The 17,940-nt window shown below is 63.6% G+C and carries 15 protein-coding genes; 7 read left to right on the forward strand and 8 right to left on the reverse strand.

Annotation, left to right across the window (positions count from 1 at the left end; translation table 11 throughout):
• Positions 1–52: 52 nt before the first annotated feature.
• From GV818_RS23870 to GV818_RS23890, 5 genes are read left to right on the forward strand one after another with little or no spacing between them, the layout of a single operon-like run.
• Positions 53–1,969 (forward strand): putative bifunctional diguanylate cyclase/phosphodiesterase, encoded by a 1,917-nt coding sequence (locus tag GV818_RS23870; RefSeq protein ID WP_161777709.1) that lies wholly within the window; start codon positions 53–55, stop codon positions 1,967–1,969.
• A complete protein-coding gene (locus tag GV818_RS23875; RefSeq protein WP_161777710.1) occupies positions 1,966–2,955 on the forward strand; it encodes a cytochrome-c peroxidase in 990 nt (329 codons plus the stop codon). The genes GV818_RS23870 and GV818_RS23875 overlap by 4 nt, the downstream gene beginning before the upstream one ends.
• Positions 2,952–4,748, forward strand: coding sequence for a DAHL domain-containing protein (locus tag GV818_RS23880; RefSeq protein WP_161756251.1), 1,797 nt, complete (start codon positions 2,952–2,954; stop codon positions 4,746–4,748). Before GV818_RS23875 ends, GV818_RS23880 begins: the two co-directional genes overlap by 4 nt.
• Positions 4,748–6,169: an ATP-binding protein gene (locus tag GV818_RS23885; protein WP_161777732.1), complete on the forward strand. Its 1,422-nt coding sequence runs from the start codon at positions 4,748–4,750 to the stop codon at positions 6,167–6,169. Before GV818_RS23880 ends, GV818_RS23885 begins: the two co-directional genes overlap by 1 nt.
• A gap of 57 nt (positions 6,170–6,226) precedes the next feature.
• Positions 6,227–7,639, forward strand: coding sequence for a DUF2252 domain-containing protein (locus GV818_RS23890; RefSeq protein WP_161756250.1), 1,413 nt, complete (start codon positions 6,227–6,229; stop codon positions 7,637–7,639).
• An 11-nt stretch (positions 7,640–7,650) separates the two neighbouring features.
• Here the strand turns inward: GV818_RS23890 and GV818_RS23895 are convergent, their stop codons facing one another.
• The 7 genes from GV818_RS23895 to GV818_RS23925 all read right to left on the reverse strand — a co-directional run bounded on the left by GV818_RS23895 (position 7,651) and on the right by GV818_RS23925 (position 16,251).
• Complete coding sequence (locus GV818_RS23895; RefSeq protein ID WP_161777711.1) at positions 7,651–10,224, reverse strand: bifunctional diguanylate cyclase/phosphodiesterase; 2,574 nt, start codon at positions 10,222–10,224, stop codon at positions 7,651–7,653.
• Positions 10,225–10,443: 219 nt separating this feature from the next.
• Positions 10,444–11,403, reverse strand: a complete 960-nt coding sequence (gene nudK / locus GV818_RS23900) for a GDP-mannose pyrophosphatase NudK (RefSeq protein WP_161777712.1) — start codon at positions 11,401–11,403, stop codon at positions 10,444–10,446.
• Positions 11,400–12,389 (reverse strand): SMI1/KNR4 family protein, encoded by a 990-nt coding sequence (locus tag GV818_RS23905; protein WP_161777713.1) that lies wholly within the window; start codon positions 12,387–12,389, stop codon positions 11,400–11,402. The genes nudK and GV818_RS23905 overlap by 4 nt, the downstream gene beginning before the upstream one ends.
• 68 nt (positions 12,390–12,457) lie before the next feature.
• Entirely contained in the window at positions 12,458–12,769 is a 312-nt protein-coding gene (locus GV818_RS23910; protein ID WP_178125091.1) for an AzlD domain-containing protein, read from the reverse strand.
• A complete protein-coding gene (locus GV818_RS23915) occupies positions 12,769–13,467 on the reverse strand; it encodes an AzlC family ABC transporter permease (RefSeq protein ID WP_161756245.1) in 699 nt (232 codons plus the stop codon). Before GV818_RS23915 ends, GV818_RS23910 begins: the two co-directional genes overlap by 1 nt.
• 267 nt (positions 13,468–13,734) lie before the next feature.
• Positions 13,735–14,931, reverse strand: coding sequence for an enoyl-ACP reductase FabV (fabV, locus tag GV818_RS23920; RefSeq protein WP_161756244.1), 1,197 nt, complete (start codon positions 14,929–14,931; stop codon positions 13,735–13,737).
• 288 nt (positions 14,932–15,219) lie between these two features.
• Positions 15,220–16,251: a lysozyme inhibitor LprI family protein gene (locus GV818_RS23925; RefSeq protein WP_161777714.1), complete on the reverse strand. Its 1,032-nt coding sequence runs from the start codon at positions 16,249–16,251 to the stop codon at positions 15,220–15,222.
• Positions 16,252–16,438: 187 nt separating this feature from the next.
• On the opposite strand from GV818_RS23925, the gene GV818_RS23930 reads away from it, so the two are divergent.
• Entirely contained in the window at positions 16,439–17,182 is a 744-nt protein-coding gene (locus GV818_RS23930) for a substrate-binding periplasmic protein (protein WP_161756242.1), read from the forward strand.
• A 5-nt stretch (positions 17,183–17,187) separates the two neighbouring features.
• Complete coding sequence (locus tag GV818_RS23935) at positions 17,188–17,511, forward strand: hypothetical protein (protein ID WP_161756241.1); 324 nt, start codon at positions 17,188–17,190, stop codon at positions 17,509–17,511.
• Between the two features lie 43 nt (positions 17,512–17,554).
• Here the strand turns inward: GV818_RS23935 and GV818_RS23940 are convergent, their stop codons facing one another.
• Entirely contained in the window at positions 17,555–17,890 is a 336-nt protein-coding gene (locus GV818_RS23940; protein ID WP_161756240.1) for a hypothetical protein, read from the reverse strand.
• Positions 17,891–17,940: the final 50 nt, after the last annotated feature.

The raw sequence follows: 17,940 nt of genomic DNA on the forward strand, positions 1-17,940 counted from the left end.
AATGACTATGCTGACAGCGTTGAACGCAAGCTCAGAGCACTAGGGAAGGTCTATGGACGCTGGCTGCGACGCACAGAAAAGATCGCAAGAGGCCTCTGGCTCGCTGTCTGAGCGGGTCAACCGACGGGTGCTGATCGTCGACGACAGCCCCTCGATCCATGACGACTTCCAAAAGATTCTCGCGCCCCGCCAGGACTTGGCCCTGGGTCTCGCCGAACAGCAGCTGTTCGGCAGTGCCCCGCCCCAGGCCGCCCAAACCTTTAGCCTGGACTCGGCGTTTCAGGGCCGCGAAGCCCTGGCCAAGGTCGAATCGGCCCTGGCCCATGGCCTGCCCTACGCCATGGCATTCATCGACCTGCGCATGCCTCCCGGCTGGGACGGCCTGGAAACCATCGAACGCCTGTGGCAGGCCGACCCGGACCTGCAGATCGCCCTGTGCACCGCCTACTCCGACTATTCCTGGGAGGACATGGCCGAGCGCCTGGTGTTTGGCGACCAGTTGCTGATCCTGAAAAAGCCTTTCGACAGCCTGGAAATCCGCCAGATGGCCAACGCCCTGACCTGGAAATGGCAGATGGCCCAGGACGCCCGGCAGAAGCTCAACGAGCTGCAGCAGACCATCGAGGATCGAGTCGCTGAGCTGCTCAAGGTCTCCCACCTGTTGCACTACGACCTGTTGACCGGGCTGCCGTCGAGCACCCTGCTGGGCGACCGCCTGGACCAGGCCATGGCCCAGGCCCGACGCCATGACAAGCAAGTGGCGGTGATGTTCATCGGCCTGGACCGCTTCAAGCGGATCAACAATGCCCTGGGTTACCCGGCGGGCGATGAGCTGCTCAAGGCAATTGCCCAGCGCCTGCAGCACAGCATGCGTGAATCCGACTCGGTGTTCCGCTACGGCTCCGACGAGTTCGTGGTGCTGGTGCATGACCTGCACCCACCGCCCCAGATACGGGTCGTCGCGCAAAAACTCCTGGTGAAGCTGGGCCAGCCCCATGACATCGCCGGGCACGACCTGCGGGTCACCGCCAGCCTGGGCATCAGCCTGTACCCCGAGGATGGCCAGGATGCTCTGTCGCTGATCAAGAAGGCCGAGATGGCCATGCGCAACAGCAAGGACCAGGCGCCGGGCAGCTACGGTTTCTTCACCGAAGACATGAGCCACCAGGCCCGGGAACAGCAACACCTGGAATCGGGCATTCGCCAGGCCCTGGAACGCCAGGAGTTTTGCCTGCACTACCAGCCGAAAATCCACCTGGCCTCGGGCCAGGTGGTGGGCGCCGAAGCGTTGATTCGCTGGCACAACCCGCAGCAGGGTTGGATCAGCCCCGCGCAGTTCATTCCCGTGGCCGAAGACAGCGGCCTGATCACCGCCATCAGCCAGTGGGTGCTGGGTGAGGCCACTCGCCAGTCCCGGGCCTGGCAAGACGCCGGCCTGACACCCATTCGCCTGTCGGTGAATCTCTCGGCCAGCGACTTCAGACAGCCACAATTGCTCCAGCAACTGCAGGCAACGCTCCGTGACAGCGCCCTGGACCCCGCCTTACTGGAGCTGGAAATCACCGAAGGCGTGCTGATGCAGAACGTCGAAGCCACCCTCGCCATCTTGCAGGCCATCAAGACCCTGGGAGTACGCCTGGCCATCGACGATTTTGGCACCGGTTATTCAAGCCTGAGCTATCTGCGCAAGTTTCCCGTGGACGTACTGAAGATCGACCAGTCCTTTGTCCAGGGAGTGAGCCATGACCACAAGGACGCGGCGCTGGTCAGCGCCATCATCAACCTGGGTCGCAGCCTGCACCTGAGTATCATCGCCGAAGGGGTGGAAACCCCGGAACAACTGACATTCCTGCAGCATCAGGGCTGTGAGGAAGGCCAGGGTTACTACTTCAGCAAGGCCCTGCCCGCCGAGGAATTCGCCCGGCTGCTCAGTGCACAGACCGCCTCCCCGTCCGGTGCACGGCCATGAGCGCCACCCGTGAGTATCGCAAGCACCTGCTGCGCGCACTGAACTGCCTGCTGCTCAGTACCTTGCTGGGTACTGGCCTGCACGCCCACGGTGAGGCACTGGATGAACCGCTCAAGCCCTTGCCCGCGCCGCCCACCCTCGATCCCAAAAAGGTCGAGCTGGGCCGGCGGCTGTTCAATGAGCCGCGCTTGTCGTTGAACAGCAGCCTGTCCTGCGCCAGTTGTCATCAACTGGACAAGGGCGGCGCCGATGGCCGCGCAACTTCGCCGGGGTTCCTCGGGCAGCCGACCCGGGTCAATGCGCCCAGTGTGTTCAACGCCGCGCTGAACTTTCGCCAGTTCTGGGACGGCCGCGCCGAAACGCTTGAGGCGCAGATCGATAGCGTGGTGCAGAGCCCCATCGAGATGGGCAACAACTGGCCCAACCTGCTCCGCACCCTGAGTGACGACACCACCTACCGCCAGTCCTTCGGCGAGCTGTACCCGGATGGCGTCACTACAACCAATGTGCAGAACGCCCTGGCCTCCTACGAAAAGACCCTGCTGAGCAGCAATTCGCGGTTCGACCAATACCTGCAAGGCAACACCGAGGTCCTCAGCCTGGATGAAAAACACGGCTACCAGCGGTTCAAGGACTACGGCTGCATCGCCTGCCACCAGGGGGTCAACATCGGCGGCAACATGTTCCAGAAGTTCGGAGTGATGGGCGATTACTTCACGGCCCGGGGCAACCCCACCGAGGCCGACCTCGGGCGTTTCCTGATCACTGGCGACGAGCAGGACCGCAATGTCTTCAAGGTCCCCAGCCTGCGCAACGTTGCGCTCACCGCCCCGTACTTCCACGACGGCTCGGCGCAGACCCTGGAGCAGGCAGTGGAGGTGATGTTCAAGTATCAACTGGGACGTCTGCCCAACCCCCTGGATACCAGCCTGATCGTCAAGTTTCTCAAGACCCTCACGGGCGAACAGCAGGACCCACGCCTATGAAGCTGCCGCGCCGCTTGCCCGCAACGCTGCTGACCCTGGGCCTGGTGATGGCGCTGGCGTTTGTGTATTTGAAGACGATGATCGGCCAGACCTCGAACTACGCCCTGTCACGGGACCTGATCGGCCACATCAAGCAACTCAACGCCCAGTGGGAAACCGAGGTGCTCAAGGCACGTATCGCCATCACCCACAACTACGATCCGCTGGTGATCCCGGTGCAGCAGATCAATGAGCTCTGGAGCCGCTTCGATCGGGCCTCGAAACAGGACCACAGCGATCCGGCGGCCTGGCAGGCGAGCCATCAGGCATTCCTCGAGGCGCTGCAGGAAAAGGCCGGGCTGGTGGAGCGCTTCAAGTCCCACAACTCCATACTGCGCAACTCCCTGGCGTTCCTGCCCACCGCCGAAGACGACATCCAACTGCGGTTGGCCAGCCTCGACGATGAACAGCGACTGGCGCAGCAGAACATCGCCATCGATACCTACGACCTGCTGCTCAGCAGCCTGGAGTTCGCCCAGGTTTCCACCGACGACAAGGCCGCGGACATCCTGCTGGGGCTGAACAAGCTCGCGATCAACAAGGAGCGTCTGCCCGAACCGCTGCACCAGCCGGTGGAGATTCTCAGCAACCATGTCTCGGTGATTCTGCGCGAACAGCCGGTGGTCAATGACCTGCTGGAGCGGATCACCTCGATCCCGATCGCCGGGCGCCTGGACGCCATCACCCAGTTGCTCAACCAGGACCAGCTCCAGACCGACCTGCAAGACCAGAAGGCGCACCAGTACCTGCTGCTGTTCTCGGTGTTGCTGGTGCTGCTGATCCTCTACCTGGTGGTCAGGCTGGTGCGCAGTTATGCGGTCATCCAGCGAGTCAACACCGCCCTGCAAAGCGCCAATGAACACCTGGAGCAGCGGGTTGAGGAGCGCACCCGGGAACTCAAGGAGGTGCAGAGCGAACTGCTGGACGCGGCGCGTCAGGCCGGGATGGCGGAAATCGCCACCAACGTGCTGCACAACGTTGGCAACGTGCTCAACAGCGTCAACATTTCCAGCGAGCTGCTGAGCCGCACACTGCGTACCAGCAAAGCCCTGGGCCTGGGCAAGGCGATGCAACTGGTCAACCAGCACGGCAGCGACCTGGGGCGTTTCTTCAGCGAGGACGAAAAGGGCAAGCTGCTTCCCGGTTACTTCAACCAGCTGGTGCAGGCCATCGCCAGCGAGCAGCAAGGCATGAGCGAAGAGCTGGCCCAACTGAGCCGCAGCGTCGACCACATCAAGGAGATCGTCGCCACCCAGCAGTCCTATGCCGGGGCGTCGCGCCTGGTCGAACCGCTGAAGGTCGCCGAGTTGATCGACGATGCCCTGCGGATGAATTCCGGGGCCCTGACCCGGCATCAAGTCACCGTGGTCCGGGACTACGCCGCAGTGCCTGCAGTCATGGGCGACAAGCACCGCATGCTGCTGATCCTGATCAACCTGATCAGCAACGCCAAATACGCCATGTCCGGGCTCGATGATCACCCACGGACCCTGACCCTGAGCGCCCGGGTAGTGGACGGCGAGACCCTACGCATCAGCGTCAAGGACGAAGGCGAAGGCATTGCCGCAGAAAACCTGACGCGAATCTTTGCCCACGGTTTCACCACCCGCAAGGACGGGCACGGCTTCGGCCTGCACAGTTGCGCCCTGGCCGCCATGGAAATGGACGGACAGCTGAGCGTGCACAGTGACGGACCGGGCCTGGGCGCCACCTTTACCCTGGACATTCCGCTGATCAGCGCCGAGGGCCAATGATGGAAGAGCTGAGCAACCGCCGCATTCTGTTGATCGACGACACCCCGTCGATTCACGAGGACTTCCGCAAAATCCTCACCCCGCCGCCCCAGGATGACAGCACCCTGGACGACCTCGAGGCGCAGCTGTTCGGCGCCTCGACCAAGCCCCAGCAGCCGGCCTTCGAACTGGACTCGGCCTACGGTGGCGAGGAAGGCTTGGGCCTGGTCTGCCAGGCCCTGGAACAGCAGCGACCCTATGCCCTGGCCTTCGTCGACATGCGCATGCCCCTGGGCTGGGACGGGGCCCAGACCATCGAGCGGCTATGGCAAGCGGACCCGCGTCTGCAGGTAGTGGTTTGCACCGCCTATTCCGACTACTCCTGGGAGGATCTGCTGGAACGCCTGCAGGGCCACAACCGGCTGTTGATCCTGAAAAAACCCTTCGACAACATCGAAGTCCAGCAGATGGCCAGCACCCTCACCAGCAAGTGGGAAATGACTGCCCGCGCGCTGTTGCAGATGCATCACCTGGAGCAGTTGGTGGAACAGCGCACCGAAGACCTGAAACAGACCGGGGCAGCCCTGCAGCAGGAGATCGACGAACGCAAACAACTGGAAAACCAGCTGGTGCAATCCGAGAAGCTGGCCTCCCTGGGCCAGCTGGCAGCCGGGGTCGCCCACGAAATCAACAACCCCATCGGCTTTGTCTCCTCCAACCTCGGCAGCCTGGCCGGCTACCTGCAACAGCTCAACCAGATGCTCAGCGCCTATCGCCAGGCCGAAGAGGCGATCGCCGCACCGGAGCTGCGCAAGCGCTTGCAAAGCCTGCGGGAAAGCATCGACCTGGACTTTCTCCAGGAAGACATTCCGCTGCTGATCAAAGAGTCCAAGGACGGCATCGGCCGGGTCGAACAGATCGTCAAGGACCTGAAGAACTTCTCCCGGGTCGACAGCGACCAGCAGTGGCAAATGGCCAACCTGCAACAGGGCATCGACTCGACCCTGAACATCGTCGCCAACGAACTCAAGTACAAGGCCGACCTGATCAAGGACTACCACACGTTGCCGGACATCGAGTGCCTGCCCTCGCAGCTCAACCAGGTGGTCATGAACCTGGTGGTCAACGCCGCCCAGGCCATCGGCCCGGAACGCGGCACCATCACCCTCAGCAACGGCGCAGACGCAGACCGGGTCTGGCTGGAAGTGAGCGACAGCGGTTGCGGCATCGATGAGCAGCACCTGGCGAAGATCTTCGACCCCTTCTTCACCACCAAACCCGTGGGCCAGGGCACTGGCCTGGGGCTGTCGTTGTCCTATGGAATAGTCAAGAAACACGGGGGGCAGATCAGCGTGCGCAGCCAGCTCGGCGTCGGCAGCACCTTTCGCGTGGAGCTGCCGATCCGCCAGGAGGCCCGTGACGCGGCAGCGTCCGATGCCTGAACCCTGCGCCCGGGCAAACGCCGGCAACAATACCTCGCCCTCCCACAGGTGCCAGCCATGAACCGCCCCAGCGACCCGCTCAAGCAAGGCAAGCAAGCCCGCAAGCACTGTCCCCGCAGTTCCCATGCGGCTCCCGGGCAGGTCAAGCGCGACCCCTTGCCGCTGATCGAAGCCTCGAGCCAGGGGCGGGTCCAGTCCCTGGTGGCGTTGCGCTACGGACGCATGCTGGTGTCGCCCTTCACCTTCTACCGCGGCAACGCCCTGCTCCAGGCCCACGACCTGGCGACTACACCAGACATGGGCCTGCGCTCGACCATCTGCGGCGATTGCCACTTGATGAACTTCGGCGGCTTCGCCACCCCGGAACGCAACCTGTTGTTTAGCGTCAACGATTTCGACGAGGTTCACCCGGGGCCCTGGGAATGGGACCTGAAGCGCCTGGTGGCGAGTTTCCTGATCGCCGCCCGGCACCTTCGCCACGGCGCCCGAGTCGAGGAACGGGTCTGCCGCGAACTGGTGGGCGCCTACCAGCGCAGCATGGCCACCTGCGCCGGACAGAACGCCCTGGACATCTGGTACGACGCCCTGACCCAGGACGACCTGCTGCAACAGGCGCAGGCCAACGGCAATGTCCTCGGGCATCTGCAACGGGCCATAGACAAGGCAGCGCGACGCACCCACGCCGGCCTGTTGCCGAAGATCAGCGAACGCGACAGCCGCGGACAGTTGCGGATTCGTGACGACTTGCCGGAGATTTTCCACCTGCACAAAGAGACATCGTTGCTTGATAACGATGACGACTGGATGCGCCTGGAAGACTGGCGGCCACTGTACGACACCTTCATGCGCGACTATCGCGGCACCCTGCAGGCCGACCGGCGTGACCTGCTGGCCCGATTCAGCGCCCGTGACCTGGTGTTCAAGGTGGTGGGCGTGGGCAGCGTCGGCACCCGCTGCCTGGTCGCGCTGCTCACCGATAACCAGCAGCAGCCGCTGTTCCTGCAGTTCAAGGAGGCCCGACGCTCGGTGCTCGCCGACTACGTGAATACTCGCTCACGGCCGCGCCACAACGGCCAGCGAGTGGTGGAAGGGCAACGCCTGATGCAGTCCGCCAGCGACCTGTTCCTGGGCTGGACCACCGGCCCCAATGGTCGCCACTTCTATGTGCGCCAACTGCGGGACATGAAGGTCTCGGCGGAACTGGAAACCTTCGATGAAGAAACCTTTGCTGCCTATGCCCGGGTCTGTGGCCGGGCGTTGGCCCGGGCCCATGCCAAGGCTTCGGGCAAAGCGGCGCTGATCAGCGGCTATATCGGCAGCAGCGAGACCCTGGCCGAAGCCCTGTGGCACTACGCCCAGGCCTATGCCACGCAAAACGAACGGGACTTCGAGCGCTTCCAGCAGGCCTGCCGCAAGGGCCGCCTGCAGGCCCGCTCGGAGGCGGACTTCGCCGCCGATCACCTGCCCTGAACGCACCTCGCTCAGGTGCTCGAACCTGCGGCCTGGGCCGCCTCGGCGCAGAGTGCCAATAACCCTGCAGTCTCCAGCGGCGGCCCCAGGTGGCTGCCTTGGACCTCGTCGCACTGGATGGCATGCAGCAGCTTGAGCTGCTCCGTTGTTTCCACACCTTCGGCAACCACCCGCAACGACAGGGCGTGCGCCAGGTCGACGATCGCCTGGACAATCGAACGCCCGGTGTCATTGCCGTGCATCCTGGCCACCAGGCTGTGGTCAATCTTCAAGCCATCCAGAGGAAAACTCTGCAGGAACTGCAACGCCGAGTAGCCGGTACCGAAGTCATCCATCAACAGACGCACACCCAAAGCCTTGAGCCCCTGCATGCTGGTCAGCACCTGACGACTGTCGTCGAACAGCATCTTGTCGGTCACTTCCAGTTCCAGCCGTGAGGGCTCCAGCCCGCTCCGAATCAGCGCACCGTTGATTCGGGCCACCAGTTGCCCGCGCTGAAACTCGCTGGACGACAGCTTTACCGCCAGCAGCAGGTGCCCGGGCCAGCTGCGGGCGGCGCGGCAGGCCGCGTGCAGCACCCAGTCGCTCAACGGCAGGATCAGGCCGCTGTCCTCGGCGATCGGTACAAACACCTCCGGCTCCAGTAGCCCGCGTTGCGGATGCTGCCAGCGCACCAGCGCCTCGGCGCCCACCAGGCGTCGGTCGGCCAGCCGGTAACGAGGCTGGAACTGCAGGATCAGTTGATCCTGTTCAATCGCATGGCGCAGGTCGCGCTCCAGGCTGCGCCGCTCGATGATCCGCACCTTCATGTCAGCGGCATAGAAACGCCAGGTGCTGCGTCCTGCCGCCTTGGCCTCGTAGAGGGCAATGTCAGCGAAGCGCAGCAACTCCTCGGCTTGGCGGGCGTCGGCCGGGGCCCGGGCAATGCCGATGCTGGCACTGATGAAGACTTCATGCCCGCCAATGTAGAACGGCGCTTCGATCCGCTCGATCAAGCGCCGGCACAGGCCTTCGATCTCGGCCTCGGTCACTTGCCCCGGCACCACCAGGACAAACTCGTCGCCGCCGACCCTGGCCACCAGGTCTTCACTGCGCAGGCACTGGCTCAGGCGCTGGGAGACCTCATGCAGCACCTGGTCGCCGGCCGCATGCCCCAACAGGTCATTCACCGGCTTGAAGCGATCGAGGTCGATGCTGAGCATCAACAAGGGCTCCTGCAAGAGCGGCAAGGCCTGGAGCTTGCCTTCGAGAAACTCCTGCATGCGCGTGCGGTTGGCCAGCCCGGTCAGGGCATCGTGCTGGGACAAGTACTCGATCCGCCGCCGGGCCGCGACTTCCTCGGTGATGTCGCTGGCGGTGCCACGGTAACCACCAGCAGCCATGGCCCGCACCGAAAGACGGCAGATCCGCGGCTGCCGCTCACCATCCAGGTAAGTGCACTGCAAGACCGCCTGCGGGTGCCGGTCCGGGAGCGCCAGCCAGCTTTGCAGCGAATCCTGATCGGTGCTCAGCAGCTCGTCCATCGCCAGTCCCAGGGTTGCCTCCCGAGCCAGCCCCGTGACCACCTCGAAGCGCTCGGAGAGATAGGTGAAACGCAGTTGCGGATCGACTTCCCAGATCCAGTCGGAGGCAGCTTCGGCGACGTCGCGAAAACGCTCCTCGCTGGCCGCCAGGGCCCAGCGACTGACGCGCAAGGCCTGCACTTGCTGATCCATCAGCCGCGCCGCAGCAGCGGCTCGGCGCAACAGGAACCCAGCCATCAGCCCTACTAGCAGGCCCGCCAACAGCAACAGCGGCATCACCAGCAGCAACAACCGGTGCCCCGGACGCGCGGGTTGCCACTGCAGGGTTCCGGCGCCTTCGGGCAAGGCCAGGGTGGGCAGCCCGTCCGCCGCTCCGGCAGCGGCCAGTTGCAGTTGCTCGATGCCCATTCCCTGCCCCAGGGCTAGCAACCGCGTCGGATCCAAGCGAGCCACAAAGATCAGCACCGATTGCGGTCCGGCATCGCCCCGCACCTGCGGATCGTTGCCCGGGCTCAGCACATCGGCCACCACCAGCGCCGGAACGCCGGCGATCGACAGGTAGCGGCTGCTGGCGTTGCCGCCGGCCGCCGCCAGACGCGCGTGATCCACCAGAGGTTGCAGGGCTTCCCCCAGCCAGTCCCGGGCATCCATCGACACCAGGCGTCCGGCCACCAGCGCGTAGACGGTCCGCCCCTGCGGGTCGATCACAAACACCCCGTCGAAGCCCAGGTCCTGGTACAGGGTCGGGCCGAAGTTCTGACGGGTGAAAGCCCACTCCAGATCGACGCTCAGGTGCAAGTGCTGGTAGGCATCACCCCACAGCGCGTAGTCCTTGAGGGTGGTGCGGGCATTGCTGTCGAAGGCCTGCAGTGCCTTGTCGAGATCCAGGCGGCTGTGCTGCTCGGCGGCGAGGTTCTGATCGAGGGCGATGTACACCAGCAACACCGCGGTGAACAGAAACAGCGCCAGCAACAGCCCCAAGCATCCCAGCAAGGTGGTCCGGGTCAGCGCCTGATTGGAGGGGCTGCTTCCTGGTGACGGATCAAGACCGAGGTTTTCCATAGGGCTCCATGCGCCATAGCGACAAAGCGACCGGCGTGACTCACGCCGACATATGGTCTTTGACGAAGCTCCCGCTTGCCTATTGAAGATAGACAGTATTTTTCCGCCAGGCTCGAAGAAAAGCCCGGGGCCGGGGTGGCACTGGAGAGACGTTGGAGCAGGCCGGGACTGCCGGCGGCGAATGAGGCCGCCAACAGTCCGCTCAGCAGCGCGGGTTGATCAGGCGCGGAGCGCGACCGGAGTCAGCACAGGCAGTTGCTCCACCTGATGATAGATACCCAGGCCCAGCCCCTGGGCGATGCGCACCATGGCATCGGAGCCTGCCGAGGCCCCACCGATGCGCAGCACCGCGTCACAGCGCTCCAGCAGGCGTTCGGCATAGGCGTGAAACTGCGCGTTGTACACCGCGTCACCCACGGCCCGGGAGCCCGCCAGGCGGGTCATCGGCAACGCCACCCACTCCCCCAGCACCGGGAAATGCCCGGCCGCCAGGACCTGCGCGGCACACTGCTCCATGGCTTCGACATTGCGTGCCAGCAACGCCGGATCGTCATCCGTACCGGAACGATAAGGCCCGGCCACCAGCACCATCAGGCTGCGAGGCTTGAGCACATGCAGCTGCAGGTATTGCAGGAGCATGATGGTCTTGCCATCGGCGATCTCCCCGCTCTTGATCATGCCCAGGGCCTGGTCGATGTCCAGTTCCAGGACCTCGATGTCCTCGCCCTCATGCTCCAGGCCGCCGCCGTCGCTGATGCGGTCCCCGGCCTGGTAGCGGCCAATGAAGAAATGCACCCGCTCGGTCACCGAGCCCGGGCTCATGAAGGCGTCGAAGACCTTCTGCACCTCCCCTACCCGATAACCTGTCTCCTCCTCCGCCTCCTGGCGAATGCGGACTTCCGGACTGGCGTTGTCCAGCAGGCCGGCGGCGGTTTCGATCAGGTAGCCGCTGTGGCCATTGACGAAGGCCGGCATGCGGAACTGCCGGGTCAGCAGTACCGTGCGCAGCTCGAGGTTGTACAACAGGATCGTCGCGCCATTGCCCCGGTCGTAGACCTCACGGGCCTGGGCCTGCCAGCTACCGTCGCGACGACGCAACTCGAAGCTGTACTTCTTCAGCACATACCAGTTGTCAGACAGGGTTTGTTCGCCAGTGATACGGACCGACTCGTGGCTCATGGGTGCTCCTGGGGCTGAGGCTGTTCTTCGCGCAACGCGGCCAACTGCTTGAGCAACTGGCCGCGATAGTCTTCGCTCAAGACCAGGCCGCCAGCGCTCTGGCGTATCTGCCCGGCGCCCAGCCGATCGCGGAACCAGTCCTCGATGAAGCGCGGCGCGTAGCCGCCGGTACCGAAGCCGTTGCCGAAGGCAATCATGTGCTGGTAGGCCAGCAGGTACTGTGATTTATCCGCCACCGGGTGGCGATTCTGATACAGCCAGAACTGCAGATCGTACAACAGCTGCGACAACGGGTCGGCGTGCAGGGCGAAGTAGCGCTTGTCCTCGACAATCCGCAAGGCAATCTCGCGGATCAGTGCAGCGATGTCAGGGACCTGCTGGAAGTGCTCGATCAGCTCGCCCAGCAACGGCGAAAACCCAGCGTTGACGACCTTGTCCAGGTCGTCGAGGTAATCCTGCTCCGCGTTGTCATACACCTCCCACGACACCAAGCCGCGGACAAACGCCTCGAAACTCGAGGCCAGGAAAGTCACCTCATAGTCGCTCTCCTGGTCCACATGCACCACCTGCGGCTCACCCTCGGGGCCGCATTCGCGGTAGTCCAGGGCAATCATGTCGTGCCCGGCGGACGGGCAATCGCAGATGTACACCCCAAGGTCCGGATAGCCCCATTCCTCGATCATGAAACGACTGCCGAGCCCACCCCCCAGGGAGTAGTGCGAGTCGCTGCCAATGCACAGGAAACTGTCGATCGCACAATGGTCTTGCGCCCAGGAAGTGCCCTGGTCCACCGGGAAGCAGGTCAGCCGCGGACGGCCGCCGTTGTAGCGGCGCATGAAGGCCACATAGGACGCCGGCAAGCGGTAGCCCAACTGCTGTTGCAGTTCGGCGATCAGTTGATCGCTGGGCGGCGGCTGGTTGATCTTTCTGCTGGAGCCCTGGTCCCAGAATGCATCCAGGTCAATATCGTGGGGAAAGTCGCTCATCCAAAGCATCCATTGCAGTTGAAAAAAAGGCCTCAGCCTAAGGCGGCACAGGCTACCTCAATCGCCCCTCACAGCCACCAGCGCAGAAGGAAAAAGAAACCCATGCTCAGCAACATGCTGACCAGGGTATTGCGCGTGTAGATCACCAGCGCAATCGCCACCAGGGAGCTCAACAGGTAGGGATTGTCCCACCCCAGGTTCAACTGATGCTCGGGCATGAACACGATGGGCCCGCAGATTGCCGTGAGCATTCCCGGCACCGCGAAACCGAGGAACTGCCGCGCATTGCTGCTCAGGCGCAGTGGCAGGCGCGGCTCGAGAAAGACATAGCGATTGAGAAACACCAACAGGCCCATGCCGAAGATAACTGCCCAGACCATCATGTGCGCCCCCGATACAACTTGTTGCAGACAAAGCCCGCAGTCATGCCCGCCAGGCCGGCCAATACCAGGGCCGAGCCCCAGTGCCAATAACTGAACAGCACCGAACAGAACAGCGACACCGCGACACAGACCACCGTCGGCACATTGCGTACCAGCGGCGTAATCAGGGCGATGAAGGTGGCGGCAATGGAGAAGTCCAACCCCAGGTGCTCCAACCCTGGAATGCTCTTGCCCAGGACGATGCCCAGCAGGGTGAAGAGGTTCCACGCCACATAGAAGGTCAGGCCCACGCCTAGGGCGTACCAGCGGTTGAACTGCTGCTGGTCATGGGCACTGGTCAGGGCAAACAGCTCATCGGTGAGCAGAAAGCCCAGGCCCACCCGCCAGCGGCCGGGCAACGGCGAAATCACCGAGCGCAGGCTCATGCCGTAGAGCAAGTGCTGGGAGGTCAGCAGCAAGGTGGTCAGCAGGATCGAGAAGACCCCCGCCCCGCCCTTGAGCATGCCGATGGCCACCAGTTGCGCGGCACCGGCGAAGACAATGCTCGACAGCCCCTGGCCTTGCAGCGGGGTGAGATTGGCCTCAATGGCCATGGAGCCTGCCAGCAGCCCCCAGGGCGCGGTGGCCAGGGACAACGGCACGATGGCAATGGCGCCACGAACAAAGGCGGCACGGGGTAAGAGAACGCTGGACATAGAACCCTGCACACAAATAACGGACGCTGACTGTGCCATCTGCCGGCGCCCCTGGCTTGAACGATCTTGCGCAATTGCCCGCGCCTGCAGGAATCGCTCGCGTAGGCGCTGGCTTGTGTAGGAGCTGGCTCGCCAGCGAAGGCGGCTCCAAGACCAGCACAAGACGTGCAGCCCCCTTCGCCGGCAAGCCGGCTCCTACAGGGAATATGTGGGCGCAAACGACAGCGCCCCTCACGAGGAGGGGCGCTGGCTGATGCTACACGCAGCTTACAGCTGGATCAGGTTGCTGATCTTCACGTCCGGATCGACGTCGGCTTCGTAGTCGACGCCCGGGATCTCGAAACCGAACAAGCGCAGGAACTCTTGCTTGTAACCGACGAAATCGGTCATTTCGTAGAGGTTCTCGCTGGTGACCTGGTCCCACAGGGCTTTCACCCGGTCCTGGACCTGCGGTTCCAGCTCTTTGTAGTCGGCGCGCAGGCGGCCTTCCTGGTCGATCACTGGCGTCTCGGCGTACAGGCTGTTCTTGTACAAGCCGTAGACCTGTTCGATGCAACCTTCGTGGCTGCCCTGCTCTTTCATCACCTTGAACAGCAGCGACAGGTACAGCGGCATGATCGGGATTGCCGAGCTGGCCTGGGTCACCACGGCCTTGAGTACCGACACCCTAGCGTCGCCACCCAGGTCGGCCAGTTGCTGGCGCATGCCGATGACTTTGTGGTCCAGGTCTTTCTTGGCTTCGCCAATCGAACCGTTCCAGTAGATGTCGTGGGTCAGCTTCTCGCCCAGGTAGGTAAAGGCGGTGGTTTTCGCGCCTTCAGCCAGAACCCCGGCTTCGTGCAGCGCGTCGATCCACATCTGCCAGTCTTCGCCGCCCATCACCGCCACGGTGCCGTCGATCTCTTCCTGGGTCGCCGGCTGCAGGGTGGTTTCCTTGACGATTTCCTTGTCGGTGTCGACACCGCGCAGGGTCACGGACTTGCCCAGGGGCTTGAGGGTCGAGCTCAGCACTTCACCGGTCTTGGGGTGGGTGCGGCGCGGGGCGGCCAGGCTGTAGACCACCAGGTCGATCTTGCCCAGGTCGCGCTTGATGGTCTCGATGGTCTCGGCCTTGACCGCGTCGGAGAAGGCGTCGCCATTGATGCTCTTGGCGTACAGGCCTTTTTCTTCGGCGAACTTGTGGAACGCCGCGGTGTTGTACCAGCCGGCGGTGCCCAGCTTGCCGTCAGCGCTGCCGCGCTCGAAGAACACCCCGAGGGTGTTGGCGCCGCAACCGAAGGCGGCGGTGATGCGTGCCGCCAGGCCGTAGCCGGTGGATGCGCCGAGGACCAGTACGTTCTTCGGCCCTGCGTCGATGGCGCCCTGCTGGGTGACGTAATCGATCTGCTGCTTGACGTTGGCTTCGCAACCCACCGGGTGGGTCGTCACACAGATAAAGCCGCGAACGCGGGGTTTGATGACCATACAAATTCTCCCAATTTCAATGTGCCAGGCGCCGATAACGGCGGCGGCAGTGTCACTTGCTAAGTCGTAGACGCTCGCCATGGCTTCGCGTCACCAACCCGACGAATTTGCCCGGCAAGGCTCGCGTCTGCCAGCGCCCGAAGTGTCGCCCCTGGCGCAAAAGTCGGCGTCGCGCATTGCCAGGGGCGAGACTCTAGCAGTTGCACCCGCGCTGTTGCGCGTCAGTACAGCGAAATTTTGGTGATTTCGCCCGTGCCATTGGCCGCGCCGAGAATTCAAGATCAAGCCTCAAGGCATCATGTCCAGCGCCAGGCGCTTGCCCTTGGTGCGTTCCTCGTACCAGTTCTGCACCGCATCCGGCAGGCTTTCCTTCCACTCCGGGACCGTGGTGTAGTAGCGCACCCGCACCTCATCCGCCGGCCCCACCGGCTTCAGCAGCGCCACCCACAGCTGCCCCTGGGCACCGCGGACTACCACCGCTGCATTGGTGGTGGCCAGCCCTCGTAGCCACATTTCGGTGACCTCGGCGCCCGGCAGCTCGGCAGAGCTTTGCGCCATGAACACCGAGCCGCTGTCGAGCAAGGTCTGGTAGTCCTCCTTAAGCAGTTGCCGGGCTTGCCGGTCTTCCTCTTCGCTGTGGACCAGGGCCAGGGTCAGCAGCGAGTACTCCGACTTCAGTGGCTGCCTGGAAGCGACGTAGGTGCCGTCGTAACGGACCCCGCTGCCGGCGCCACAGGCGAAGGATTCGCCATCCTGCATGACCTCCAGCAGGCCGTTGCGCGCACTGAAGCGCAGGCTGCAACCTTCGACCGCGTACATTGCCTCGCCCCCCTTGATTCGCGCCTTGCCCTGCAGCACACCGGAGTTGGCGCCGCCCATGGCGGATAGATCGAAGGCCAGGCGATCCGCCCCCACGTGCCGGATCACCAGTTCACCGGCATAAAACGGACTGTTGGACACCCGCTGCCAAGTGCCCTGCCAATTGAACGGCACATTCATGTAGCGCAGCTCGGTCAAACGGCTCAGGTAGGTGCCCCGCAGACAGGCCAGCTCGGCCGCGCACTGGTCGCGCCGCTTGAGCCACTGCCGCTGATCGAAGCGCAGCGCCTTGGGGTCTGTCGCCTTGGCCAGGGTCGTCGCCCAGGCTGCACCCAGGCGGCTGTCCAAACCGGCGGTGTAAGAGTCGGCACAGATCGCCTTCTCACTGGTGCTGGCGGCTTTTTTGCAGTCGAAACTGCTGGCCTGGAGCCCCTGGGAACAGGCCAGGGCAACGAACAACAGCCCGCAGGCCGGCCATGAGCGGATGAGGGGTAAAAACATGGGTCGATTCCATTCTGAAAAGGCCGCGCAAGAATACCCGCAGGCCTTTCTCGGTTCACAGCATTGATGAAAAAAACTGCCTGCAACAGCAGGCCCTTTCTCTCGTCTGGTGATACCGGTAATTTTTCCGCGACGGCTCTGGCACTGCCGTACTAAGCTCTGCTCCTTTGTATTTTCAAGGTGCGCGATGAACTGGGTTCTGGGTGGAATGTTGGCCCTGTTGAGCCTCGCGGCCAACGCGGCGGAACTGCGCATGTTGACCGATAACCATCCGCCGCTGCACTTCCAGCAGGGTGAGCGAATGGTGGGTTTCGGCGTCGATGTGGTCGAGGCGTTGGCACAACGCAGCGGCGATCAGATCCGGGTGCAGCAACGACCAATGTTGCGCGCCCTGCGCGATGCCAGCGAAGCCGCCGACACGGCGGTGTTTACCATACTGCGCACCGCCGAGCGCGAGTCCAGTTATCAGTGGGTAGGCCCGCTGATGCAGACCGAGACCGCGCTCTACGCCCGCAGCAGCGACAGTGCAACGGTGACTGATGTGCGCCAGACCCGGGGGCAGATCGCCGTGCCGCGCAAATGGCTGGTCTACAGCTACCTCAAGCAACAGGGGCTGGACAACCTGTGGGGCGTCGACAGCCCGGAAATCATGATGCGCCTGCTGCAGGTCGGCCGCGTGCAATACGTGGTGGCCGACACCATGAGCGTGGGCACCTTCGCCGCCGAACAGGGCCTGCACGTCGACCAGTTGCGTTACCAGATACCGCTGATGCACCAGGATGCCTATATCGCCTTCTCGCCCAAGGTCGACGCTGCCCGGGTGGCCCGCTGGCAACAGGCCCTGGATGCAATGAAACGCGATGGCAGCCTGCTGCAAATCAAGCAGCGCTGGCATATCGACCAGGCCAAGATCCACCCCATACAGGAGTAACCCCGATGGATGCCAAGACGCTGGTGGCCAGTTGGATTGCGGAAAAACAGCATTACCTGAACAGCCTGCAGGAGTCCCCCTCCTCCAGCGCCGCTGCTCGCCTGCACGCCCTGGCGCTGCCTGCCGACCAGCAGGCCCAGGTCGTAGAGTTACTCGACTGCGCCTTGACCGACCAGCTCTACACTTTGTTGCTGGGCCTGGATGGCGCGGCGAGCATCGGCGGCCAGCAACATGACTTTGCTCTCTATAACGAAGCAGGCCAGGCGCTCACTGGCAGCGGTGAGCTGGAGGCCGAGGCCTACGCGCAATTGCATGAGCGGCAAACCTGAGCGTCCCCCCTGTGCTGGGCCTGCTCACAGACCGCGCGGGCAGCTAAACCGGTGTTGCTTGCAGTGCCGCATCCAGGGCCACTTCCACGTCCGCCGGCGCAAGCGGATGCGAACCGAGCCACAGGCTGAAATCCGCCGCCTTGATGCGCAAGGTCAAGGCGCCCTGATCGCCCGGGTAGCGCCGCAACGACAGGTCCAATGCGTCGGCCGACTCGTGGCTCGACAGCAGGTCCCACAGGCTACCGTGCAGATCCAGCAGCACCCTGCCGCTGCCGCACTCCACCAGCCTGGGGCTAGCGATCCAATGGCTCATGCGCATTTCTCGCCAGGCAGTATTGAGGGTGAGACGGCCCTGGAAAAACCCTTCGTCGTCGCTCATCGCGGATAGAACCTTTACTCAATGTGGATCTGCGGATGGCCAGGGTAACC

It is taken from the genome of Pseudomonas sp. Fl4BN1 (assembly GCF_009908285.1).
Classification (GTDB): domain Bacteria; phylum Pseudomonadota; class Gammaproteobacteria; order Pseudomonadales; family Pseudomonadaceae; genus Aquipseudomonas.

What these genes read in the sequence shown, in the direction of transcription:
- GV818_RS23915 (WP_161756245.1), bottom strand. Translation starts at nt 13,467, where the DNA reads ATGTCCAGCGTTCTCTTACCCCGTGCCGCCTTTGTTCGTGGCGCCATT.
- GV818_RS23870 (WP_161777709.1), top strand. Translation starts at nt 53, where the DNA reads ATGGACGCTGGCTGCGACGCACAGAAAAGATCGCAAGAGGCCTCTGGC.
- fabV (WP_161756244.1), bottom strand. Translation starts at nt 14,931, where the DNA reads ATGGTCATCAAACCCCGCGTTCGCGGCTTTATCTGTGTGACGACCCAC.
- nudK (WP_161777712.1), bottom strand. Translation starts at nt 11,403, where the DNA reads ATGAGCCACGAGTCGGTCCGTATCACTGGCGAACAAACCCTGTCTGAC.
- GV818_RS23930 (WP_161756242.1), top strand. Translation starts at nt 16,439, where the DNA reads ATGAACTGGGTTCTGGGTGGAATGTTGGCCCTGTTGAGCCTCGCGGCC.
- GV818_RS23895 (WP_161777711.1), bottom strand. Translation starts at nt 10,224, where the DNA reads ATGGAAAACCTCGGTCTTGATCCGTCACCAGGAAGCAGCCCCTCCAAT.
- GV818_RS23885 (WP_161777732.1), top strand. Translation starts at nt 4,748, where the DNA reads ATGGAAGAGCTGAGCAACCGCCGCATTCTGTTGATCGACGACACCCCG.
- GV818_RS23935 (WP_161756241.1), top strand. Translation starts at nt 17,188, where the DNA reads ATGGATGCCAAGACGCTGGTGGCCAGTTGGATTGCGGAAAAACAGCAT.
- GV818_RS23925 (WP_161777714.1), bottom strand. Translation starts at nt 16,251, where the DNA reads ATGTTTTTACCCCTCATCCGCTCATGGCCGGCCTGCGGGCTGTTGTTC.
- GV818_RS23880 (WP_161756251.1), top strand. Translation starts at nt 2,952, where the DNA reads ATGAAGCTGCCGCGCCGCTTGCCCGCAACGCTGCTGACCCTGGGCCTG.
- GV818_RS23890 (WP_161756250.1), top strand. Translation starts at nt 6,227, where the DNA reads ATGAACCGCCCCAGCGACCCGCTCAAGCAAGGCAAGCAAGCCCGCAAG.
- GV818_RS23940 (WP_161756240.1), bottom strand. Translation starts at nt 17,890, where the DNA reads ATGAGCGACGACGAAGGGTTTTTCCAGGGCCGTCTCACCCTCAATACT.
- GV818_RS23910 (WP_178125091.1), bottom strand. Translation starts at nt 12,769, where the DNA reads ATGGTCTGGGCAGTTATCTTCGGCATGGGCCTGTTGGTGTTTCTCAAT.
- GV818_RS23875 (WP_161777710.1), top strand. Translation starts at nt 1,966, where the DNA reads ATGAGCGCCACCCGTGAGTATCGCAAGCACCTGCTGCGCGCACTGAAC.
- GV818_RS23905 (WP_161777713.1), bottom strand. Translation starts at nt 12,389, where the DNA reads ATGAGCGACTTTCCCCACGATATTGACCTGGATGCATTCTGGGACCAG.